Below are 18657 nucleotides of genomic sequence, written 5' to 3'. Positions count from 1 at the left end.
ACAAAAAACCCCGCCGAAGCGGGGTTCAAAATTGGTCGGCGAGAGAGGATTCGAACCTCCGACCCACTGGTCCCAAACCAGTTGCGCTACCAAGCTGCGCTACTCGCCGATATACTGCTTTTTTGAATTTTTAGTTCAATTCATTGAGTCGTGGTGCGAGGGGGGGGACTTGAACCCCCACGTCCGTAAGGACACTAACACCTGAAGCTAGCGCGTCTACCAATTCCGCCACCTTCGCGTTTCACAACTCTATATTAATGGGGTGGCTAATGGGATTCGAACCCACGACAACTGGAATCACAATCCAGGGCTCTACCAACTGAGCTATAGCCACCACTGAAACTTTTTACGCGGTATTAAACCACCGCAGCTCAAGCACCTAAATAAATGGTACGCCCGACAGGATTCGAACCTGAGACCTCTGCCTCCGGAGGGCAGCGCTCTATCCAGCTGAGCTACGGGCGCTTAGCGCCGTTGCGGGGGTGGATAATACGGACTTCACACCCCGCTGTCCAGTGCCTTTTTAAATAAAATGCGCGTTTGGTTATGCTTTGCGCATTTTGGCGCTTATTCCCCCACCTTGTGGGCGGTTCCGTGACGATTCAGACCGAAAACTTTGTAGACCAGCGTGACGGCCAGCAGGAAGATGACGCCGACAAACAGCGACATGCGCGTATCTTCATTAAAGTACATGCCGATTAAAACGCAAACCAGAAACGCCATCGTCAAATAGTTCGCCCACGGAAACATAATGGAACGAAAAGGATGATCCGCAATCGCTTCTTTATGCGCCCGACGAAAGCGCAGTTGGCTAATCAGAATGACAAACCACGGCACCATCCCCGGCAGTACGCTGGCGCTATAAACGTAAACAAAGACGCGCTGCGGATTGGGGATGATGTAGTTCAGGCAAGAACCTACCAGCAAAATCAAAATAGAGAGCGCCACGCCCGCGACCGGCACGCCGTGGCGAGAGACTTTCGCGACTGCCGCCGGCAGTTGACGGTTTTTCGCCAGCGCGTAAAGCATACGCCCACAGCTATACATTCCGCTGTTACAGCCGGAGAGCGCCGCCGTCAGCACGACAAAGTTGATAATGCCTGCCGCGGCGGTGATGCCGATTTTCGCGAAGGTGAGCACAAAGGGGCTGCCGTTGCTGCCAATCTCATTCCACGGGAAAATGGTGACGATCACGAAAATCGCGCCAACATAAAAAATCAGGATACGCCACAGCACTTTACCCACCGCGCTACGCAACGTCACCTGCGGATTCTTCGCTTCACCGGCGGTAATACCGATCAACTCAACCCCTTGATAAGAGGCCACCACGATACATAATGCGGTCAGAAAGCCTTTCCAGCCGCCGGCAAAAAAGCCGCCATGCTCGGTCAGATTACCAAAGCCAATCGCCTGGCCGCCGTTGCCAAAGCCGAAGAAAATCACCCCCAGACCGATGATGATCATCACAATAATCGTGGTGACTTTGATCATCGCAAACCAGAACTCGATTTCACCATACAGGCGCACCGCAGCCAGATTCGCCAACGCGACCAGTCCGACGGCAATCAGCGCCGGTATCCACTGCGCCATCTCCGGAAACCAGAACTGGACGTAGACCCCAATGGCGGTAATTTCCGAGATCCCGACCGCCATCCACATAAACCAGTATGACCAGGCGGTAAGATAGCCAAAAAAAGGACTCATATACCGGTGGGCGTACACGGCAAAGGAGCCGGTAACAGGTTCCAGAAAGAGCATCTCCCCCATCGAACGCATGATGAAAAAGACGAACAATCCGGCGATGATATACGCCAGCAGCACTGACGGGCCCGCCCATTTCAGCGTACTGGCGGCGCCCATAAAGAGTCCGACGCCGATGGTGCCCCCGAGGGCAATCAATTCAATATGACGAGCTTCCAGCCCACGCTGTAGCTCCGGTTTTTTCTCTGCCATAAATCCTCATGTCGTGTTTGCAACGGTTCCGGTAGTACCGGTTATTGTTATGGGTACATCGATTGTTGCGAATATTTTCTTAAATTTGGACAAATGGCAAATGGAGCATTAAAAAAATGCACTTATTGTGTAAGAAATCATCGATTATGTTGTAAATGAGCAGCGCCATAAGCACAAGCCGCTGCTCAAGTCATCAGAAGGGAGAATTAGAGATCGCCAGTATAGTGCCAGCGAAGGTAGCGCAGCAGGCGCATCTGGCGGGTAATACGCCTCGGTTGCGAAAGCAGACGATACAACCACTCCAGCCCCAGGTTCTGCCATATTTTTGGGGCGCGTTTGACGTGACCGGTAAACACATCATAGGTACCGCCCACCCCCATATATAACGCATGGGGATGCACTTCCCGACAATCGCGCATGAGTAATTCCTGTTTTGGCGATCCCATCGCGACGGTGACAATTTTCGCGCCGCTGGCATGGATACGCGCAAATAGCGCCTGACGCTGCTCCGGCGTAAAGTAACCGTCCTGGCTACCCACAATATTGACGTTCCACTGCGTCCGCAGTTTTGCTTCCGTCTGCGCCAGCACCTCAGGCTTGCCGCCGACAAGAAATACCGGTGTGCCTTCTTTCCCCGCGCGCGCCATTAACGCTTCCCAAAGGTCAGCGCCAGCCACACGAGAAACCTGCGCCTGCGGAAATTTTTTACGTATTGAACGCACCACGCTGATGCCATCGGCATATTTAAATTCCGCCGCCGCTATCAACGCGCGGACTTCCGGATTATCTTCCGCCGTCAGCAGCTTTTCGGCGTTGATCGCCACCAACGTGCCTTGCTTCAGTTGACCATCGGCAAACAGATAATTCAGCGCATGTGACATGTCACGCCAGCCAATCAGAGGTAACCCGCGCAGCGAGTAAAGGGGCGCAGCGGCATTATTGGTCATAGTTTTCCTTCCACCTGTGCCTGAGGGAGCGAAGTTGTACGTTTATGAATCAGTCCGGCGCTATCAAATAACCAGAACAGAAGCTTAGCGACCAGCAGGCTGGCGCCAAAAACCACCAGGAAGAAAACCACGCGCGAAACAAACGAATCCAGCCCTTCTCGCGCCAGCACAATCATATTAAAGATGGCGCCAAAGCAGAAACTGTGCAGAATCGCCGCCTTATAGCGATTGGGCTCCCGGTTACCCAGTTCATACAGCCAGTCGAACCATTTGATAATCAGCCCGACGACGATCGCGCCGAGCGGAATAAACAGCGCCCCGCCCATGACCACCAGCGATCCGATAAGCGTTGGCGATATCGCCAGGCCAGAATGGTTGTTCAGTACTTCCCAGGTGAAGTAATTCGCAGAATTCAGCACGATACTGGGTCGTCCCGGCCATAACCAAGTGGGAATAAAGACGTAGAAATCACGCACGATAGGGGCCAGCCCCTGAAAATCGATATTGTGGTAATTTTGCAACAGCAGCGCCAGATTCTCCCACGGCGAAAAGGTATCGCGCGTCAGATAAAGAAACGTATAGAACGCCTCATCGCCGCTCACATTTAATCCGTAGCGTTTGAGCGCCAGCCAGAACATACCGACAATCCCCAGCACGCCCGCCGCTGCCAGCATCCACAGGCTGATCCAGCCCCGAATAATGCCGATAAACAGGAAGATAGCAAACGCAATAATGATGTTAGCGCGCGTGCCGCCGACAATCATGTAGGTCAACAGACCAAACGCGACGGTGCTCACCAGAAAGAACAGCCACGCTTTGCTGTCCTGGCGCAGGAAATAGACCACCAGCATCGCCGGAATGAAGAAATAGAAGAACCGTTTTAACGCCACGCCGGAGACTTCGCTGGAAAAGATCTGGCTGTAGGAGTGCAGCCGGAACAGCAAAAAGCCGTTATGCATAAAGAAAATCGCCACGCTCACCAGCGCGATGCCCATCAGGATCACCCAGGTAAGGTGGGTTTCCACCCGGTTCATGGTAAATAGCGGCTTGCGTGGTACATCCACAACGCGTTTGCGTAAACGCGTTTTATAGGTCACGTAATACACGCCGTAGAAACAGGCGGCGGATAATAGAGCCTGCAATAAGATTTCCGGCGGCGCGACGCCAACGTCGAAACGAAATACCAGCACGCTGGTTAGCGGAAAACCAAAAAAGAAGGTCAACAAAAACAGCAACGAAAAGAAAACGTTGAAGTTAAAACGCACGCGGCGGAATTCAAACCAGGTCAGCGTGGCGATAAACAGCGTAGAGAGCAGCCAGACCACCAGCAGCCCGCTGAATTGCATTAAACTCATTCGGCTTCTCCTGCGGCGATTCTCAACGCATTATGCCACGGTTGCAGGTAGTTGGGGCTAAAGAAGGTGATGCCGCTTTTATCTACCGATGCGAGCTGACGCTGCGCCTCGCGCACGACCTGCTCATTAAGATCGTCCGTGGTAAACAGGACGGGCAGATGCTGTTCCGCCATATCCTGCCAGAAAGGATTGTCGCGATTCAGTACGCACGGGATATCGGCCTGAATTAGCAGACATAACGTCCCGATCCCCTGTTGGCGGGCAAAAATAAAATAACCGAGGTCGCACTGGCGCAACAGCGCAAGATAGGCATCAAATTCCATTTTTTCGCTAAGAATTTGTAAATTTTCGGCGCTAAATAGCGCCAGACCGGCCTGACGAACCTCATCAATATAGTCCTGGTTATTGGCCGGATAGCCCATCGGCACCACCACGTTTACCGTGTCGCCAAACTGCTGATACACCGCCCGTAACGCCGCAATATGTTGGTTACTGCGATCGCCGGAGTTCCCTACCAAAATGGTCAATTTCCCCGCACGTTGGCGCTCTTTTGCCATAGCATTCAGGGAAGGGTCCATGCGCGTCGGGAAATAGAGCAACTCGCCGCGTACGCCCGGGTGCTGGCGCGCAAAATAGCTGAGATCGCCGCGCGTCGCGAATACGCCCCCTACTCGCCCCTGCGCGATACGACGAAGCGGGTAGAAAAGGCGGAATTTCAGCCCGTGGGACACTTCGTAGAGATCCGCGCCCCAGATATGCCAGTAAAACTGAGCTGGCTTAATACCGCCGCTTAACAGCGCCAGCCACAGGCTGGTGTTGAACTGACCGTGAAAGAAGAATCTCTGTCGACGATTTGCTTTCGCTTTGGCGATGACCGCCTGCGCCAGCGCTTTCTTACTGCCATAAAAACGAAGCGAGAGCGCCGGGCAGCTTTCCGTGAAGCCGTTATCTTCACCGGCAACCATAAATTCGCGCGCGTGCTCGCTTGCGGCGGCCAGCGTATCATTGAAAAACCGCAGCACGGTGTGGTTATGGTGAGGGATATCCGATCCCAGGACGTGAATCAGTACAGTCATGCTCGCCTACGCCAGAGTAAAAATACGCCGCAACAAAGTGAAAAATAGACAATATAGGTGGCCATATAAGCCTGTGCCGCACCCAGCGCGCCGTGAGCGGGAATCAGCCAGTGAGCGAACGCCGTTAACAGAATGAACTGGCTAATTTCAGCCAGAATGTAAAATCGCAACGACGCTTTGGCAATCACCAGATAACCGAAAACATAGGCGCCGACTTTCAGCACGTCGCCCACTAACTGCCAGGCGAACAGATCGCGCATCGCGGTGAATTTAGCGGAAAAAAGCAGCCAGATAGCAAAATCGCGCAGTAGCCAGACGGTAAAACTCGCCGCCGCGACCGCCGGTAAAACAAATTTCAGCGCTTTTACCACTTCACGCGTAATGTCCTGTTTTTCCGTCAGGCGTGAGAGCGTGGGTAACAGGTAAACGCTGAAGGAGGCGGTGATAAATTGCAGATAGGCGTCAGAAATACTGCTTACGCCCTGCCAGATCCCGACATCGCTCCAGCTATAGTGCGCGGCCAGTTGGTTTCGCATCATCACATAGGCGACCGGCATCGTAACGGAGGTAATCAGCGCCATCAGGGTAAATTTACTGAGCTGCCCTGCCAGACCGTTGTTCCAGGAGGGCTTGAGATAGCATAGCGGGACGGTGCCGCGCTTAATCAGTATTATACCGGCTGGCACTACCACCAGCGCCGGCACCAGCGCCAGGCCAAGCAGAGCGCCTTCATAGCCGCCGACACGGTAGCAGAGATACCAGGCGGCGACGCCCAAAAAGCTGCCGACAATTAACGATAAGGCATTACCCGACGCGTCACGAAAGCCCTTCATTAGCGCCAGCAGCAGGTTCGCCCAGGCGATCCCCATTTGTACCAGCGCAACCAGACGCACCAGCCCTTGATAGTCCGTGTGACCGAACAGTCCCTGGCTAATCGGCGCCGCCGCCAGCAGGAAGACCAGCGCCAGCAGCGTAGAGAACCCCAATACCATCGCGGAGGAGGTTCCCACCACGGTACGTAACTGCGCCGGGTCATCATGATGTTGTGCGACGAGTTTGGTAACGCCGTTAAATATCCCGGCACCAGCCAATACGCCCAGCACGGTGATCATCTGGCGGAAGTTACCCGCTTGTCCCACGCCCGCCGGGCCAAAAGAGACGGCCAGTAGTTTCACCACCAGCAGTCCGGCGCCAATTTTTACCAGCGTACTGACCGCCGTCCACAGGGAGGCTTTAGCAAGCGACATATCAGGAGAAATAATTTAGCAAGGTAGTAATCACCGTTCGTTGATCGACGGGCGCAAGGTTATAAAACAGCGGCAGACGCAGCAAACGTTCGCTCTCTTTTGTGGTGTAGACATCGTCCCCGATAAACTCGCCGAATTTATCGCCCGCCGGACAATCATGCAGCGGAATGTAATGGAATACCGCCATGATTTCCGCCTCTTTCAGGAAATTAATCAGCGCGCTGCGATCGGCGATATCCCGCAGTTTGATGTAAAACATATGGGCATTATGCCCGCAGTTTTCCGGAATAGAAGGCAGCTCGATACGCCCGGCGCGCGCCAGCGGCGTTAACGCATCGTAGTAAGTCTGCCACAGCGACAGACGCTGTTGATTGATACGATCGGCGGCCTCCAGTTGCGCCCACAGATAGGCAGCCTGCAGATCGGACATCAAATAACTGGAGCCGATATCCCGCCAGGTGTATTTATCCACCTGACCACGGAAGAACTGGCTACGGTTGGTGCCTTTTTCGCGGATGATCTCCGCGCGTTCAATTAGCGTACGATCGTTGATCAGCGTCGCGCCGCCTTCGCCGCCAGCGGTGTAATTTTTGGTTTCATGGAAGCTAAAACAGCCGATGTGACCGATCGTCCCTAACGCGCGCCCTTTGTACGTGGACATCACACCCTGGGCGGCATCCTCGACAACGAACAGATTATACTTATCCGCCAGCGCCATGATGACATCCATTTCACAAGCGACGCCAGCGTAGTGTACCGGCACGATAGCGCGGGTTTTATCAGTAATCGCCGCCTCAATCAGCGTTTCGTCAATATTCATCGTATCCGGACGAATATCGACAAACACAATTTTCGCGCCGCGCAGGACAAAAGCGTTAGCGGTGGAGACAAACGTAAAGCTCGGCATGATCACTTCATCGCCGGGCTGAATATCCAACAACAGAGCCGCCATCTCCAGCGATGCGGTACAGGAAGGCGTTAGCAACACCTTCGCGCTGCCGAAATGTTGCTCCAGCCACTGCTGGCAACGACGCGTAAAGCCGCCGTCGCCGCACAGTTTGCCGCTGCTCATTGCAGACTGCATGTATTCGAGTTCGGTTCCCACCACCGGCGGCGCATTAAAAGGAATCATGTTGTCACCTGTATAACCAGTACGCAGTGCTTTCGATGTTGGCACCGCTTTGTATGTAACGTTTAAGCGCGGCGGTGTTGCCCAACTGGGTCGCCACCCGCAATGTTGCTTTGCCGCGACTCTGCGCCCAACAGATCGCCGCCTGCATAAGTTCCGCTCCCGCGCCGCGTCCGGCCAACAGGCCGATGCGCGCGTCGGTATCATTCAATTCCCGCAGCGAGACGTAACCGCGGATAGCGCCTGTCTCCGTGCGAAGCACCAGGCATTGGTGATCAAACGTGCCGCGTACCGCATTCTCAATCCACTGGGCGTAAAAACGGGCGCTGGCGTCGGGCGCATACCACGGCGCGCGAAAACGACTCTGCGTAAACGCCTCTCCGGCCAACTGACGCAAAGCAGGAATGTCCGTAAGGTGTGCAATTTCCGCGCCATGCTGGTCGCGATGCCCTTTTACCGGCAACGCAAAATCCACTTCGCCTTCAACCAAAGAGAATCCCAGCGATTGCAACGCCGACAGCCAGGCGATGTTTTCAGCCGGCACTTTTACCTGCACGCGTTGCCACGCCTGCAGCGCTTCTGGCGTTAATTCGGGCGCTGAGGCATCGATACGCACAATGCCGCTATTCACGCCAAAGAACGTATTTTCCCAGAGTAACGGTTCAATACTGGCGCGGACGGGCACGGAGCAACTCCAGTAAATATTGGCCATAGCCGGTTTTTTCAAGCTGACTGGCGGCGCGTTTCAAACCATCATCATCCAACCAGCCGTTGCGCCAGGCAATCTCCTCCAGACAGGCAATTTTGAAGCCCTGGCGCTTTTCCACCGTCTGCACAAAAGTGCTCGCCTCAATCAGACTGTCGTGGGTGCCCGTATCCAGCCAGGCGAAGCCGCGGCCCAGCAGTTCAACGGTCAGCTTACCTTCCTCCAGATACATCTGGTTGATAGAAGTGATCTCCAGCTCGCCACGCCCGGACGGTTTCACGCGCTTCGCATACTCGACGACCTTGCTGTCATAGAAATAGAGGCCGGTGACCGCCCAGTTAGATTTAGGCTGTTTCGGCTTTTCTTCCAACGAGAGCGCGCGAAAATCATCGTCAAACTCCACGACGCCAAAGCGTTCCGGGTCCATGACCTGATAGCCAAATACCGTAGCGCCTTCGGTACGCGCCGCGACCTGACGGAGTTTGGGGCTAAAACCCTGACCAAAAAAGATATTGTCGCCCAATACCAGGCATGAGGGTTCACCGTTGAGGAACGTTTCGCCAATGATAAAGGCCTGCGCCAGCCCGTCCGGACTGGGCTGCTCGGCATAATGTAAATCGATACCGAATGCTGCGCCGTCGCCCAACAAACGCTGAAAGTCGCGTTTATCCTCCGGCGTGGTGATGATCAAGATCTCACGAATTCCCGCCAGCATTAGCACCGATAACGGATAGTAAATCATCGGTTTGTCGTAGACGGGCAGAAGCTGCTTTGATACGCCGCGCGTAATGGGATGCAACCGGGTACCGGAACCTCCCGCCAGAATGATGCCTTTCATTCGTTTCTCCTCCAGGAGTAAGAACCTGCCGTTTAGCGTTTCAGCCCTAAGCGTTCGCCCTGATAACTGCCATCCTGCACGGGTTTCCACCAGGCCTCATTGGCGAGATACCACTGAACGGTTTTTCGCATCCCGCTTTCGAAGGTTTCCTGCGGCGTCCAGCCCAGCTCGCGGGCGATTTTCGACGCGTCGATGGCATAACGTAAGTCATGGCCGGGTCGATCGTCGACGAAGGTAATGAGATCGTGATAATTCACCACACCCTGCGGTTTTTGTGGGGCCAGTTCTTCCAGCAGAGCGCAGATCGTCCTGACCACATCCAGATTTTTACGTTCGTTATGACCGCCGATATTATACGTTTCGCCCACCGCGCCGTTCGTCACCACGTGATACAACGCACGGGCATGATCCTCTACATACAGCCAGTCGCGAATTTGCTGACCGTTGCCATAGACCGGCAATGGTTTACCCGCCAGCGCGTTCAGAATCATCAGCGGGATCAGTTTTTCCGGGAAATGGTAGGGCCCGTAGTTATTAGAGCAGTTGGTGACAAGCGTAGGCAGACCGTAGGTACGTAACCAGGCGCGTACCAGATGGTCGCTGCTGGCTTTGGAGGCGGAATAAGGGCTGCTTGGCGCATATGGCGTGGTTTCGGTGAAGAAATCGTCTGCAGTATGCAGATCGCCATACACTTCATCGGTGGAGATATGGTGGAAGCGGAACGCCGCTTTAGCGTCCGCGTCAAGCGCGGACCAGTAAGCGCGAGCGGCTTCCAGCAAGGTGTAAGTACCAACGATATTCGTTTCAATAAACGCCGCCGGGCCGTCGATGGAACGGTCTACATGGCTTTCCGCCGCCAGGTGCATCACGCTATCGGGCTGATACTGCTGGAAAACTCGCTCCAGTGATGCCCGATCACAGATATCCACCTTCTCAAAGGCGAAACGGTCGCTTTGCGCCACCGACGCCAGAGACATCAGGTTGCCCGCATAGGTGAGTTTATCCACCACCACCACCGCGTCTGCCGTTTCATGGATGATATGCCGCACCACCGCAGATCCGATAAAGCCTGCGCCGCCGGTCACCAGAATGCGTTTCATCAGCGCCAGACCCCTTTGGTATCAACCACATAACGTTGATGAACCGCATCGCCGGGAATCGCTTTAAATTCGTCGTGATCGACCAGCATCACCAGCACATCGGCGGCGGCCAGCGCCGCGTCCAGTTTCGCCAGCGTGCAAAGTCCGTCCAATTTTTTCGGCAACTGACGGATATTCGGTTCGACGACCAGGGTTTCGCCGCTGTGCCAGCGGGCGATACTTTGCGCGATCCCCATCGCCGGGCTTTCGCGCAGATCGTCGATATTCGGCTTAAAGGCCAGCCCAAAACAGGCGATTTTCACTTCGCTGGCGCGTTTATCGGTGGCCGCCAGGCAATCTGCGACCGCGGCTTTTACCTGATCGACCACCCAGTGCGGTTTGCCGTCATTCACTTCACGCGCGGTGCGAATCAGTCTCGCCTGCTGCGGATTTTGCGCCACAATAAACCACGGATCGACCGCAATGCAGTGCCCGCCAACGCCTGGGCCCGGCTGCAAAATATTGACGCGCGGATGGCGGTTCGCCAGACGGATCAATTCCCAGACGTTAATCCCCTGTTCGGCGCAAATCAGCGACAATTCATTCGCAAAGGCGATATTCACATCACGGAAGCTATTTTCCGTCAGCTTGCACATCTCTGCGGTGCGCGAGTTGGTGACAACGCATTCGCCCTCAAGGAAAATTTTGTACAGCGCGCTGGCGCGAGCCGAACATACTGGCGTCATACCGCCAATCACGCGGTCATTTTTAATGAGTTCCACCATCACCTGACCCGGCAGCACACGCTCCGGACAATAGGCGATATTCACGTCGGCCTGCTCGCCCGCCTGCTGGGGAAAGGTCAGATCCGGACGCATCCCGGCCAGCCAGCCGGCCATTTGCTCCGTTGCGCCGACCGGCGATGTTGATTCCAGAACCACCAGTGCCCCTTTTTTTAATACCGGCGCAATGGATTTCGCCGCGGCTTCCACATAGGCCATGTCAGGGTCGTGATCGCCTTTGAATGGCGTCGGCACGGCAATCAGGTACGCATCGGCCTCGACAGGTGTCGTCGTCGCACGCAGAAAGCCGCCCTCCACCGCCATCTTCACCACATTGCCCAACGCCGGCTCCACGATGTGAATTTCACCGCGATTTATGGTGTCTACCGCATGTTGGTTGATATCCACGCCGATAACCTGCTTCTGGCGGGAAGCAAAAGCGGCTGCAGTCGGTAATCCGATATACCCCAGCCCAATAACAGAAATGGTCGTAAAACTCATAACGATACCCGATAACTTTTTAACGCCTGTAAAATGCGCGCGCATGATTGCCCGTCACCATAAGGATTATGGGCGCGGCTCATGGTTTGATATTCATTTTCGTCGTGCAGTAGACGCATAACTTCCGCCACAATGCGCCGGGAGTCCGTGCCAATCAGTCTTACCGTACCAGCGGTAATGGCTTCCGGACGCTCTGTGGTTTCACGCATGACCAATACCGGCTTACCTAATGACGGCGCTTCTTCCTGAATACCGCCGGAATCGGTCAGAATGAGCCAGGCGTGATTCATCAGCCAGACAAAAGGTAAGTAGTCCTGCGGCTCAATCAGTACCACGTTTTCAACATGGCCGAGGATACGGTTGACAGGTTCGCTGACGTTGGGATTGAGATGCACCGGATAGACAATTTGCACATTCTGGTTCGCGGCGGCGATTTCCGCCAGCGCCTGGCAGATATGCTCAAAGCCCTGACCAAAGCTTTCACGCCGATGACCGGTCACCAAAATCATCTTCTTATTCGCGTTGAGGAAAGGATACTGCTCGGCCAGTTCAGCCTGTAATGTATCGCTCGTCAGAACGCGATCGCGTACCCAGATCAGCGCGTCGATAACGGTATTGCCAGTGACAAAAATGCGCTCATCCGGAATGTTCTCCCGCAACAGATTCTGCCGCGAGTTTTCCGTCGGCGCAAAGTGGTACATCGCCAGATGTCCGGTCAGCGTGCGGTTTGCCTCTTCCGGCCAGGGGGAATAGAGATCGCCGGTTCGCAACCCGGCTTCTACGTGCCCTACCGGAATTCGTTGATAGAAAGCCGCCAGGCTGGTAGCAATCGTAGTGGTGGTATCGCCATGAACCAGCACCACATCAGGTTTAAAATCTGCCAGGATCGGCTTTAATCCCTCCAGAATTCGGCAGGTAATTTCCGTCAACCCCTGTCCCGGCTGCATAATGTTGAGATCGTAATCAGGCACAATAGAAAAAAGAGTTAATACCTGATCAAGCATCTCCCGATGCTGCGCAGTAACGCATACTTTAGCCTCGAAATGAGGATCTTTTTCCAGCGCATGGACCAGAGGCGCCATCTTAATGGCCTCCGGTCGTGTACCAAATACAGTCAGTACTTTCACATCGATTCTCTTCGAATAGACAGTAGGGGCCCAGCCCCCTACTGCAGAGGTGTTGCTAAATCGTGCGGCGACGGGTTAAGGCAACGCCCGCACCGATTAGCGCCCCAACGATACCCCACATGATCATCAGGAAGGCTCGGCGTGGGCTATCACGTTTTACCGGTTCTTCCGGCGTACGCAAATAACGATAGGTCTGAAAACGAGGGTCCAGGGTCGGCCCCACATTAAGCGTATTCAACATTGCCCGATTTTGAAAGTAGTCCAAATCGAACGCAGGGCCAACCGCTTGCAGATTTTCAAGACGCGCCTGCAACATAGGGCGACCGAGTAAAAAAAGCTCTGAGTCCGGTAATTCATCCGCCGGGACATCCGTCGCGCTACGAGAAATATTATGTTGTTCCGCAATTTTGAGCGCCTGCTCAATACTGTTTACACGACGTGAATAGATCGCTTTCGCAACCTCCTCCTGCCGTTTGACCTGGGCTTTCATCTGCACGGTACGCGCAGCCCAGGCACCTTTTAATTCATCATTCAGATGGCTCGCCGCCCGCTGGCTGGCGAATGCAACATACTGACGCAGCAAATTATTGGCGTCCGGCGCAGTTTCAGCAATCAGCTTCACATTGTCGTTGATGGCGCGTGTAAAATCGCCGGGCGTAAACTGTATGTTATTGATCAGTTCATCAAGCATCGCCGCATCAGCTTTGCTATTCCCGACCATTCGCTGCTTGTAATAGTCCGTCTGTAACCAGAAATCGCGACGCGTATCCCAGGAGGCAAGTTGCATGATGAACTCTTTATACGCTTCATCCATCACCGAGGGTTTATCGGAAGAAGCAGGATCGGTCTTAATATCCAGGTTGCGCAGAAACTGCTGCTGGGAGTAATAACCGCCCAACATATTTACGGTTGGGCGATCGGTGATCGCCGTCGCACTCCACTCCTGACGAGCAAAAAAGGTATAGGCTAACGCGATAAGGGCAAATAGCAGGCCAATGCCGATAATCCAGAATTTGCCAGCCCATAAAGTACGAAACAACCCGCGAATATCCAGTTCATTTTCAGCGCTCACCGCGCGTGCCCCCGGTAATGGTTGTGTCATCGTATCCTCATTTACTTGGTTAAGTTTGGCCGGTTCTCACGTTGCCTGCGCAGGCGACGCTTCACACGCTTAATAAATCTCGCCACCTTCCAGGCCCGCTTAATGCAGTAGCCATAGAGGAAGAATGCTAGCAAAAAGAGCACCAACATAACCCATTCAGGAACAAAATGAGAGTATTCTGCCGTTACGCCTACTCCCGCCAGAATCGCCGCTGCGAGCGTAATAAGAACAAATGCCTGGCGGGAAGTAAACCCTGCTCGCATAACCAAATGATGAATATGTTGGCGATCAGGGGAAAAGGGGCTCATCCCTTTACGCAGACGGCGATACATAATCGCCACCATATCCATCAATGGAATAGCGATAATCCATAGCGCGGTAACCGGGCTGATAGAGTGAGTTTTCCCCTGCGTCGTTTCCAGTAAAAGCCAGATGACGGTAAAGCCAATCAGTGTACTACCGGCATCGCCCATAAAGACTTTATAACGCCGCCCCAAAATACCGAGATTAAGCATAATGTAAGGCAGAATCGCGGCGATCATGGCAAAGCACCACATTGCCAGACTAGTCTGACCATCAAACCATAAAATCAGCCCCATCGCCGCAAATGAGACGCTGGATAACCCACCCAGCAGGCCGTCAATACCGTCCACCATATTGAAAGCGTTGATCGCCGCCCATACCGCAAACAGGGTAAGGAAATAGCCAAAGGGGCCAAGCACTAACTCCCAAGGCCCAAAGATGTAACCAAGGCTACCTAAGTGAAGTTTTGCGATAACCATCATTACAACCGCAATAACAGCCTGAACCACAGCACGAATTTTTACACTGATATCAAAACGGTCATCCATCGCACCAACAAAAACCAATACACCAGCGCAAATAAGATATAGCGATAAGTGCGGTATGTAGTAATCCGAGAGGCCAAACATAAAGCAGATTCCTGCAAACACAGAAATCCCGCCGACTAATGGGATAACACCCTGATGTCGTTTACGAAAGTTTGGTTTATCCACTAAACCAATTTTTATGGCTACTTTTCGCGCAAGAAAAATAAAAATGGTCGTGAATAAAAAAATACTGATTAGCTCAGATAAAGCGGTGAGTAACTTCACAGTGTATGTGCTCTCAGCATATATCATTTCCTTAAAGTATAATGCGTTACGCCAGCTCCTAGAAGAGACCTGTTAGAACATTACACTTTTTACCGCAAACAATGTGTATTGTGCATGGTGTTACTCTGTAGCGCATATCCCAATGACCAGTTTATATGACATGACGCTAGGATGAATCGCAAAACAAAAACGCCACGTAAAAACGTGGCGTTTTCAGGTAAAGACCAGGTTATGAGCGCTTCATCATCTCGAAAAAGTCGTCATTAGTTTTGGTCATCGCCAGTTTGTTAATGAGGAATTCCATCGCGTCAATTTCACCCATCGGATGGATGATTTTACGCAGGATCCACATTTTCTGCAGCTCTTCCTGAGTGGTGAGCAGCTCTTCTTTACGGGTACCGGAACGGTTGTAGTCGATAGCCGGGAAGACACGTTTTTCAGCGATCTTACGCGAGAGGTGCAGCTCCATGTTACCGGTGCCTTTAAACTCTTCGTAGATAACTTCGTCCATCTTGGAACCGGTATCGATCAGCGCCGTCGCGATGATAGTCAGGCTACCGCCCTCTTCCACGTTACGCGCCGCGCCGAAGAAACGCTTCGGACGATGCAGGGCGTTAGCGTCCACACCACCGGTCAATACTTTACCGGAAGCCGGCACCACGGTGTTGTAGGCACGCGCCAGACGGGTGATGGAGTCGAGCAGAATGATAACGTCTTTCTTGTGTTCAACCAGACGTTTCGCCTTCTCGATAACCATTTCGGCAACCTGAACGTGGCGGGATGCCGGTTCGTCAAAGGTAGACGCAACCACTTCGCCTTTCACCAGACGCTGCATCTCGGTTACTTCTTCCGGACGTTCGTCAATCAGCAGCACCATCAGCACGCAGTCCGGGTGGTTATACGCGATGCTCTGCGCGATGTTCTGCAGCAGCATGGTTTTACCCGCTTTCGGCGGCGCGACAATCAGACCGCGCTGGCCGCGACCGATCGGCGAAGCCAGATCCAGAACGCGCGCCGTTAAGTCTTCGGTAGAACCGTTACCACGCTCCATACGCAGACGAGAGTTTGCGTGCAGCGGGGTTAAGTTCTCAAAGAGGATTTTGTTACGGGCGTTTTCCGGTTTGTCGTAGTTAACTTCGTTAACTTTCAACAGCGCAAAATAGCGTTCACCTTCTTTCGGCGGGCGAATCTTACCAGAAATGGTATCACCAGTGCGGAGGTTGAAACGGCGGATTTGGCTGGGGGAAACGTAGATATCATCAGGACCGGCGAGGTAGGAGCTGTCTGCAGAACGGAGGAAACCAAATCCATCCTGCAATATCTCCAGCACACCGTCGCCAAAGATATCTTCGCCACTCTTTGCGTGCTGCTTCAGGATGGCAAAAATAATGTCCTGCTTGCGCATACGGGCCAGATTTTCCAGCCCCATACTTTCGCCGAGAGTGATCAGCTCAGAAACCGGCGTATTCTTTAATTCGGTAAGATTCATAATGGTGTGAGTTCTTAAACTTGGGGTAAATCTCGAACTTAATGTTGTGAATGGTATGGCAGGGTCATCCATGCCTGTTTACGGCTATCAACTCATGTCTGTTCGCTGTCTGGTCACAGGAAAGTACGCAGAACTGAAACGACAAGACGGAATGAGCGAAGAGCCAGGAATCTTTCCACTTCTCGTGCGAGAAAAAACGGGAAGTGACGGATAAAACCAGATTCAAACTTAATAAGGTATGTTTAATTCGAAGTCAATACTAACTTAGCACGACTCAGACCGGGCGTCCAGAGATCCTGACAATTTAAGAATAACGTAAGGACAACAGACGCCACGAAACTGCCTGATACCTTAATCATTCGTCGAATGACAGACGCCTGACTATACAGCGCCTTTGTCATTCGACGTATAAAAGGTATTACGCCAGATTGGCGTCGAGAAACTCTTTCAACTGACCTTTAGACAGTGCGCCTACTTTGGTTGCCGCCACTTCGCCGTTTTTAAACAGCAGCAGAGTCGGAATACCGCGGATGCCATATTTAGGCGCAGTACCTGGGTTCTGGTCAATGTTCAGTTTGGCAACGGTCAATTTGCCCTGATATTCGTCAGCGATTTCATCCAGAATCGGAGCGATCATTTTACACGGCCCGCACCACTCTGCCCAGAAATCAACGAGGATAGCCCCGTCCGCTTTGAGTACATCCGTGTCAAAACTGTCGTCAGTCAGGTGAATAATTTTATCGCTCATATATAACTCCACAGGAATAAGCCTGGCGTGTTGGTGTAGCATTAACCAACGAGGTGCTGATGTTAACTTCGCCAACAAAGGTTGACTTTATTTCACCGGATACGCTTTCGTAAAGCAATAGTAAGCTGATATTCTACCACACTATGAGCAAAACACATTTAACAGAACAGAAGTTTTCCGACTTCGCCCTGCACCCACAGGTGGTTGAAGCCCTTGAAAAAAAAGGGTTTTATAATTGTACGCCCATTCAGGCACTGGCCCTTCCGCTAACGCTGGCGGGTCGTGACGTTGCAGGGCAGGCGCAAACCGGTACCGGGAAAACGATGGCGTTTCTGACGTCAACGTTTCATTATTTACTTTCTCATCCCGCGATCGACGATCGCAAGGTGAACCAGCCGCGCGCGCTGATCATGGCGCCGACGCGTGAATTAGCCGTACAAATTCACGCAGACGCGGAGCCGTTGGCGCAAGCGACAGGCTTAAAATTAGGCCTGGCTTACGGCGGCGATGGTTACGACAAGCAGCTTAAAGTGCTGGAAAGCGGCGTTGATATTCTTATTGGTACAACGGGCCGACTGATCGACTACGCCAAACAAAACCACATTAACCTCGGCGCCATTCAGGTCGTCGTACTCGATGAAGCCGATCGCATGTACGATTTGGGCTTTATTAAAGATATCCGCTGGCTGTTCCGTCGTATGCCGCCGGCTGCGCAGCGTCTGAACATGTTGTTCTCCGCCACCCTGTCTTATCGGGTTCGCGAGCTGGCGTTTGAACAGATGAACAACGCCGAATATGTTGAAGTGGAACCGGAGCAAAAGACCGGCCACCGCATTAAAGAAGAGCTTTTCTACCCCTCTAATGAAGAGAAAATGCGTTTACTGCAAACGCTGATCGAAGAAGAGTGGCCGGATCGCGCCATTATTTTCGCCAACACCAAGCATCGTTGCGAAGATATCTGGGGACATCTGGCGGCAGATGGCCATCGTGTTGGTCTGCTGACCGGCGACGTCGCGCAGAAAAAGCGCCTGCGGATTCTGGATGAGTTCACCCGCGGCGATCTGGATATTCTTGTGGCGACCGATGTCGCGGCGCGCGGGTTGCATATCCCCGCCGTAACGCACGTCTTTAACTACGATCTGCCAGACGATTGTGAAGACTATGTTCACCGTATCGGTCGTACCGGTCGCGCTGGCGCCAGCGGGCATTCCATCAGCCTGGCTTGCGAAGAGTATGCGCTGAATCTGCCCGCTATTGAGAGCTATATCGGCCACTCGATTCCGGTCAGCAAATACAATCCGGAAGCGCTCATGAACGATCTGCCCAAGCCGTTGCGCCTGACGCGTGCGCGTCCTGGCAATGGTCCGCGCCGCGCTGGCGCTCCGCGTAATCGTCGTCGTTCAGGTTAAGAAAAGTTATGCCATACACAAAATCATTTAGCCTGTATCAAGGCGGCAAGAAAA

Annotated in this window: 17 protein-coding genes and 4 tRNA genes; 1 reads left to right on the top strand and 20 read right to left on the bottom strand. The window is 53.2% G+C overall.

Annotation, left to right across the window (positions count from 1 at the left end; translation table 11 throughout):
• Nucleotides 1-32: 32 nt before the first annotated feature.
• From NA986_RS22630 to trxA, 20 genes are all read right to left on the bottom strand, one after another.
• Nucleotides 33-109: transfer RNA gene (locus tag NA986_RS22630), tRNA-Pro, on the bottom strand.
• A gap of 42 nt (nucleotides 110-151) precedes the next feature.
• Nucleotides 152-238, bottom strand: a tRNA-Leu gene (locus NA986_RS22625).
• 20 nt (nucleotides 239-258) lie between these two features.
• Nucleotides 259-334 (bottom strand) — tRNA-His (locus tag NA986_RS22620).
• A gap of 54 nt (nucleotides 335-388) precedes the next feature.
• Nucleotides 389-465, bottom strand: a tRNA-Arg gene (locus NA986_RS22615).
• Between the two features lie 102 nt (nucleotides 466-567).
• Nucleotides 568-1953, bottom strand: coding sequence for a bifunctional threonine/serine APC transporter ThrP (gene thrP, locus NA986_RS22610; protein ID WP_000818378.1), 1386 nt, complete (start codon nucleotides 1951-1953; stop codon nucleotides 568-570).
• Between the two features lie 206 nt (nucleotides 1954-2159).
• A complete protein-coding gene (gene wecG, locus NA986_RS22605; protein WP_000183621.1) occupies nucleotides 2160-2900 on the bottom strand; it encodes a lipopolysaccharide N-acetylmannosaminouronosyltransferase in 741 nt (246 codons plus the stop codon).
• Nucleotides 2897-4255, bottom strand: coding sequence for an ECA oligosaccharide polymerase (wzyE, locus tag NA986_RS22600; RefSeq protein ID WP_000055605.1), 1359 nt, complete (start codon nucleotides 4253-4255; stop codon nucleotides 2897-2899). Before wzyE ends, wecG begins: the two co-directional genes overlap by 4 nt.
• Nucleotides 4252-5331, bottom strand: coding sequence for a TDP-N-acetylfucosamine:lipid II N-acetylfucosaminyltransferase (locus NA986_RS22595; RefSeq protein WP_023206350.1), 1080 nt, complete (start codon nucleotides 5329-5331; stop codon nucleotides 4252-4254). Before NA986_RS22595 ends, wzyE begins: the two co-directional genes overlap by 4 nt.
• Nucleotides 5328-6578, bottom strand: a complete 1251-nt coding sequence (gene wzxE / locus NA986_RS22590) for a lipid III flippase WzxE (protein ID WP_023206351.1) — start codon at nucleotides 6576-6578, stop codon at nucleotides 5328-5330. Before wzxE ends, NA986_RS22595 begins: the two co-directional genes overlap by 4 nt.
• 1 nt (nucleotide 6579) lies before the next feature.
• Nucleotides 6580-7710 carry a dTDP-4-amino-4,6-dideoxygalactose transaminase gene (gene rffA / locus NA986_RS22585; RefSeq protein ID WP_000612080.1) on the bottom strand — a complete coding sequence of 377 codons (1131 nt, stop codon included), beginning with the start codon at nucleotides 7708-7710 and terminating at the stop codon, nucleotides 6580-6582.
• A gap of 4 nt (nucleotides 7711-7714) precedes the next feature.
• The gene (gene rffC, locus NA986_RS22580) at nucleotides 7715-8392 is read right to left on the bottom strand and encodes a dTDP-4-amino-4,6-dideoxy-D-galactose acyltransferase (RefSeq protein ID WP_001145156.1); all 678 of its coding nucleotides are present in this window, start codon (nucleotides 8390-8392) and stop codon (nucleotides 7715-7717) included.
• Nucleotides 8370-9251 carry a glucose-1-phosphate thymidylyltransferase RfbA gene (gene rfbA, locus NA986_RS22575; RefSeq protein WP_000676077.1) on the bottom strand — a complete coding sequence of 294 codons (882 nt, stop codon included), beginning with the start codon at nucleotides 9249-9251 and terminating at the stop codon, nucleotides 8370-8372. The genes rffC and rfbA overlap by 23 nt, the downstream gene beginning before the upstream one ends.
• A 32-nt stretch (nucleotides 9252-9283) precedes the next feature.
• Nucleotides 9284-10351, bottom strand: a complete 1068-nt coding sequence (rffG, locus tag NA986_RS22570) for a dTDP-glucose 4,6-dehydratase (protein WP_000822145.1) — start codon at nucleotides 10349-10351, stop codon at nucleotides 9284-9286.
• Nucleotides 10351-11613 (bottom strand): UDP-N-acetyl-D-mannosamine dehydrogenase, encoded by a 1263-nt coding sequence (gene wecC, locus NA986_RS22565; protein ID WP_000011244.1) that lies wholly within the window; start codon nucleotides 11611-11613, stop codon nucleotides 10351-10353. The genes rffG and wecC overlap by 1 nt, the downstream gene beginning before the upstream one ends.
• Nucleotides 11610-12740 (bottom strand): non-hydrolyzing UDP-N-acetylglucosamine 2-epimerase, encoded by a 1131-nt coding sequence (wecB, locus tag NA986_RS22560; protein WP_000866685.1) that lies wholly within the window; start codon nucleotides 12738-12740, stop codon nucleotides 11610-11612. The genes wecC and wecB overlap by 4 nt, the downstream gene beginning before the upstream one ends.
• 55 nt (nucleotides 12741-12795) lie before the next feature.
• A complete protein-coding gene (wzzE, locus tag NA986_RS22555; protein ID WP_000193413.1) occupies nucleotides 12796-13842 on the bottom strand; it encodes an ECA polysaccharide chain length modulation protein in 1047 nt (348 codons plus the stop codon).
• Between the two features lie 11 nt (nucleotides 13843-13853).
• Nucleotides 13854-14957 carry a UDP-N-acetylglucosamine--undecaprenyl-phosphate N-acetylglucosaminephosphotransferase gene (gene wecA / locus NA986_RS22550; RefSeq protein WP_000771937.1) on the bottom strand — a complete coding sequence of 368 codons (1104 nt, stop codon included), beginning with the start codon at nucleotides 14955-14957 and terminating at the stop codon, nucleotides 13854-13856.
• A 229-nt stretch (nucleotides 14958-15186) separates the two neighbouring features.
• Entirely contained in the window at nucleotides 15187-16446 is a 1260-nt protein-coding gene (gene rho, locus NA986_RS22545) for a transcription termination factor Rho (RefSeq protein WP_001054532.1), read from the bottom strand.
• 87 nt (nucleotides 16447-16533) lie between these two features.
• Nucleotides 16534-16617, bottom strand: a complete 84-nt coding sequence (locus NA986_RS22540; RefSeq protein WP_134820045.1) for a rho operon leader peptide — start codon at nucleotides 16615-16617, stop codon at nucleotides 16534-16536.
• Between the two features lie 247 nt (nucleotides 16618-16864).
• Complete coding sequence (gene trxA, locus NA986_RS22535; protein ID WP_001280776.1) at nucleotides 16865-17194, bottom strand: thioredoxin TrxA; 330 nt, start codon at nucleotides 17192-17194, stop codon at nucleotides 16865-16867.
• 143 nt (nucleotides 17195-17337) lie between these two features.
• Between trxA and rhlB the strand changes: the two genes are divergently transcribed.
• The gene (gene rhlB / locus NA986_RS22530) at nucleotides 17338-18603 is read left to right on the top strand and encodes an ATP-dependent RNA helicase RhlB (RefSeq protein WP_000047524.1); all 1266 of its coding nucleotides are present in this window, start codon (nucleotides 17338-17340) and stop codon (nucleotides 18601-18603) included.
• Nucleotides 18604-18657: the final 54 nt, after the last annotated feature.

This window comes from Salmonella sp. NW177 (genome assembly GCF_051811585.1).
GTDB lineage: Bacteria > Pseudomonadota > Gammaproteobacteria > Enterobacterales > Enterobacteriaceae > Salmonella > Salmonella enterica.
The sequence above is the reverse complement of the archived record's forward strand: the minus strand, read 5'-3'. Positions and strand labels throughout refer to the sequence as shown.

What these genes read in the sequence shown, in the direction of transcription:
- thrP (WP_000818378.1), bottom strand. Translation starts at nt 1,953, where the DNA reads ATGGCAGAGAAAAAACCGGAGCTACAGCGTGGGCTGGAAGCTCGTCAT.
- wecG (WP_000183621.1), bottom strand. Translation starts at nt 2,900, where the DNA reads ATGACCAATAATGCCGCTGCGCCCCTTTACTCGCTGCGCGGGTTACCT.
- wzyE (WP_000055605.1), bottom strand. Translation starts at nt 4,255, where the DNA reads ATGAGTTTAATGCAATTCAGCGGGCTGCTGGTGGTCTGGCTGCTCTCT.
- NA986_RS22595 (WP_023206350.1), bottom strand. Translation starts at nt 5,331, where the DNA reads ATGACTGTACTGATTCACGTCCTGGGATCGGATATCCCTCACCATAAC.
- wzxE (WP_023206351.1), bottom strand. Translation starts at nt 6,578, where the DNA reads ATGTCGCTTGCTAAAGCCTCCCTGTGGACGGCGGTCAGTACGCTGGTA.
- rffA (WP_000612080.1), bottom strand. Translation starts at nt 7,710, where the DNA reads ATGATTCCTTTTAATGCGCCGCCGGTGGTGGGAACCGAACTCGAATAC.
- rfbA (WP_000676077.1), bottom strand. Translation starts at nt 9,251, where the DNA reads ATGAAAGGCATCATTCTGGCGGGAGGTTCCGGTACCCGGTTGCATCCC.
- rffG (WP_000822145.1), bottom strand. Translation starts at nt 10,351, where the DNA reads ATGAAACGCATTCTGGTGACCGGCGGCGCAGGCTTTATCGGATCTGCG.
- wecC (WP_000011244.1), bottom strand. Translation starts at nt 11,613, where the DNA reads ATGAGTTTTACGACCATTTCTGTTATTGGGCTGGGGTATATCGGATTA.
- wzzE (WP_000193413.1), bottom strand. Translation starts at nt 13,842, where the DNA reads ATGACACAACCATTACCGGGGGCACGCGCGGTGAGCGCTGAAAATGAA.
- rho (WP_001054532.1), bottom strand. Translation starts at nt 16,446, where the DNA reads ATGAATCTTACCGAATTAAAGAATACGCCGGTTTCTGAGCTGATCACT.
- trxA (WP_001280776.1), bottom strand. Translation starts at nt 17,194, where the DNA reads ATGAGCGATAAAATTATTCACCTGACTGACGACAGTTTTGACACGGAT.
- rhlB (WP_000047524.1), top strand. Translation starts at nt 17,338, where the DNA reads ATGAGCAAAACACATTTAACAGAACAGAAGTTTTCCGACTTCGCCCTG.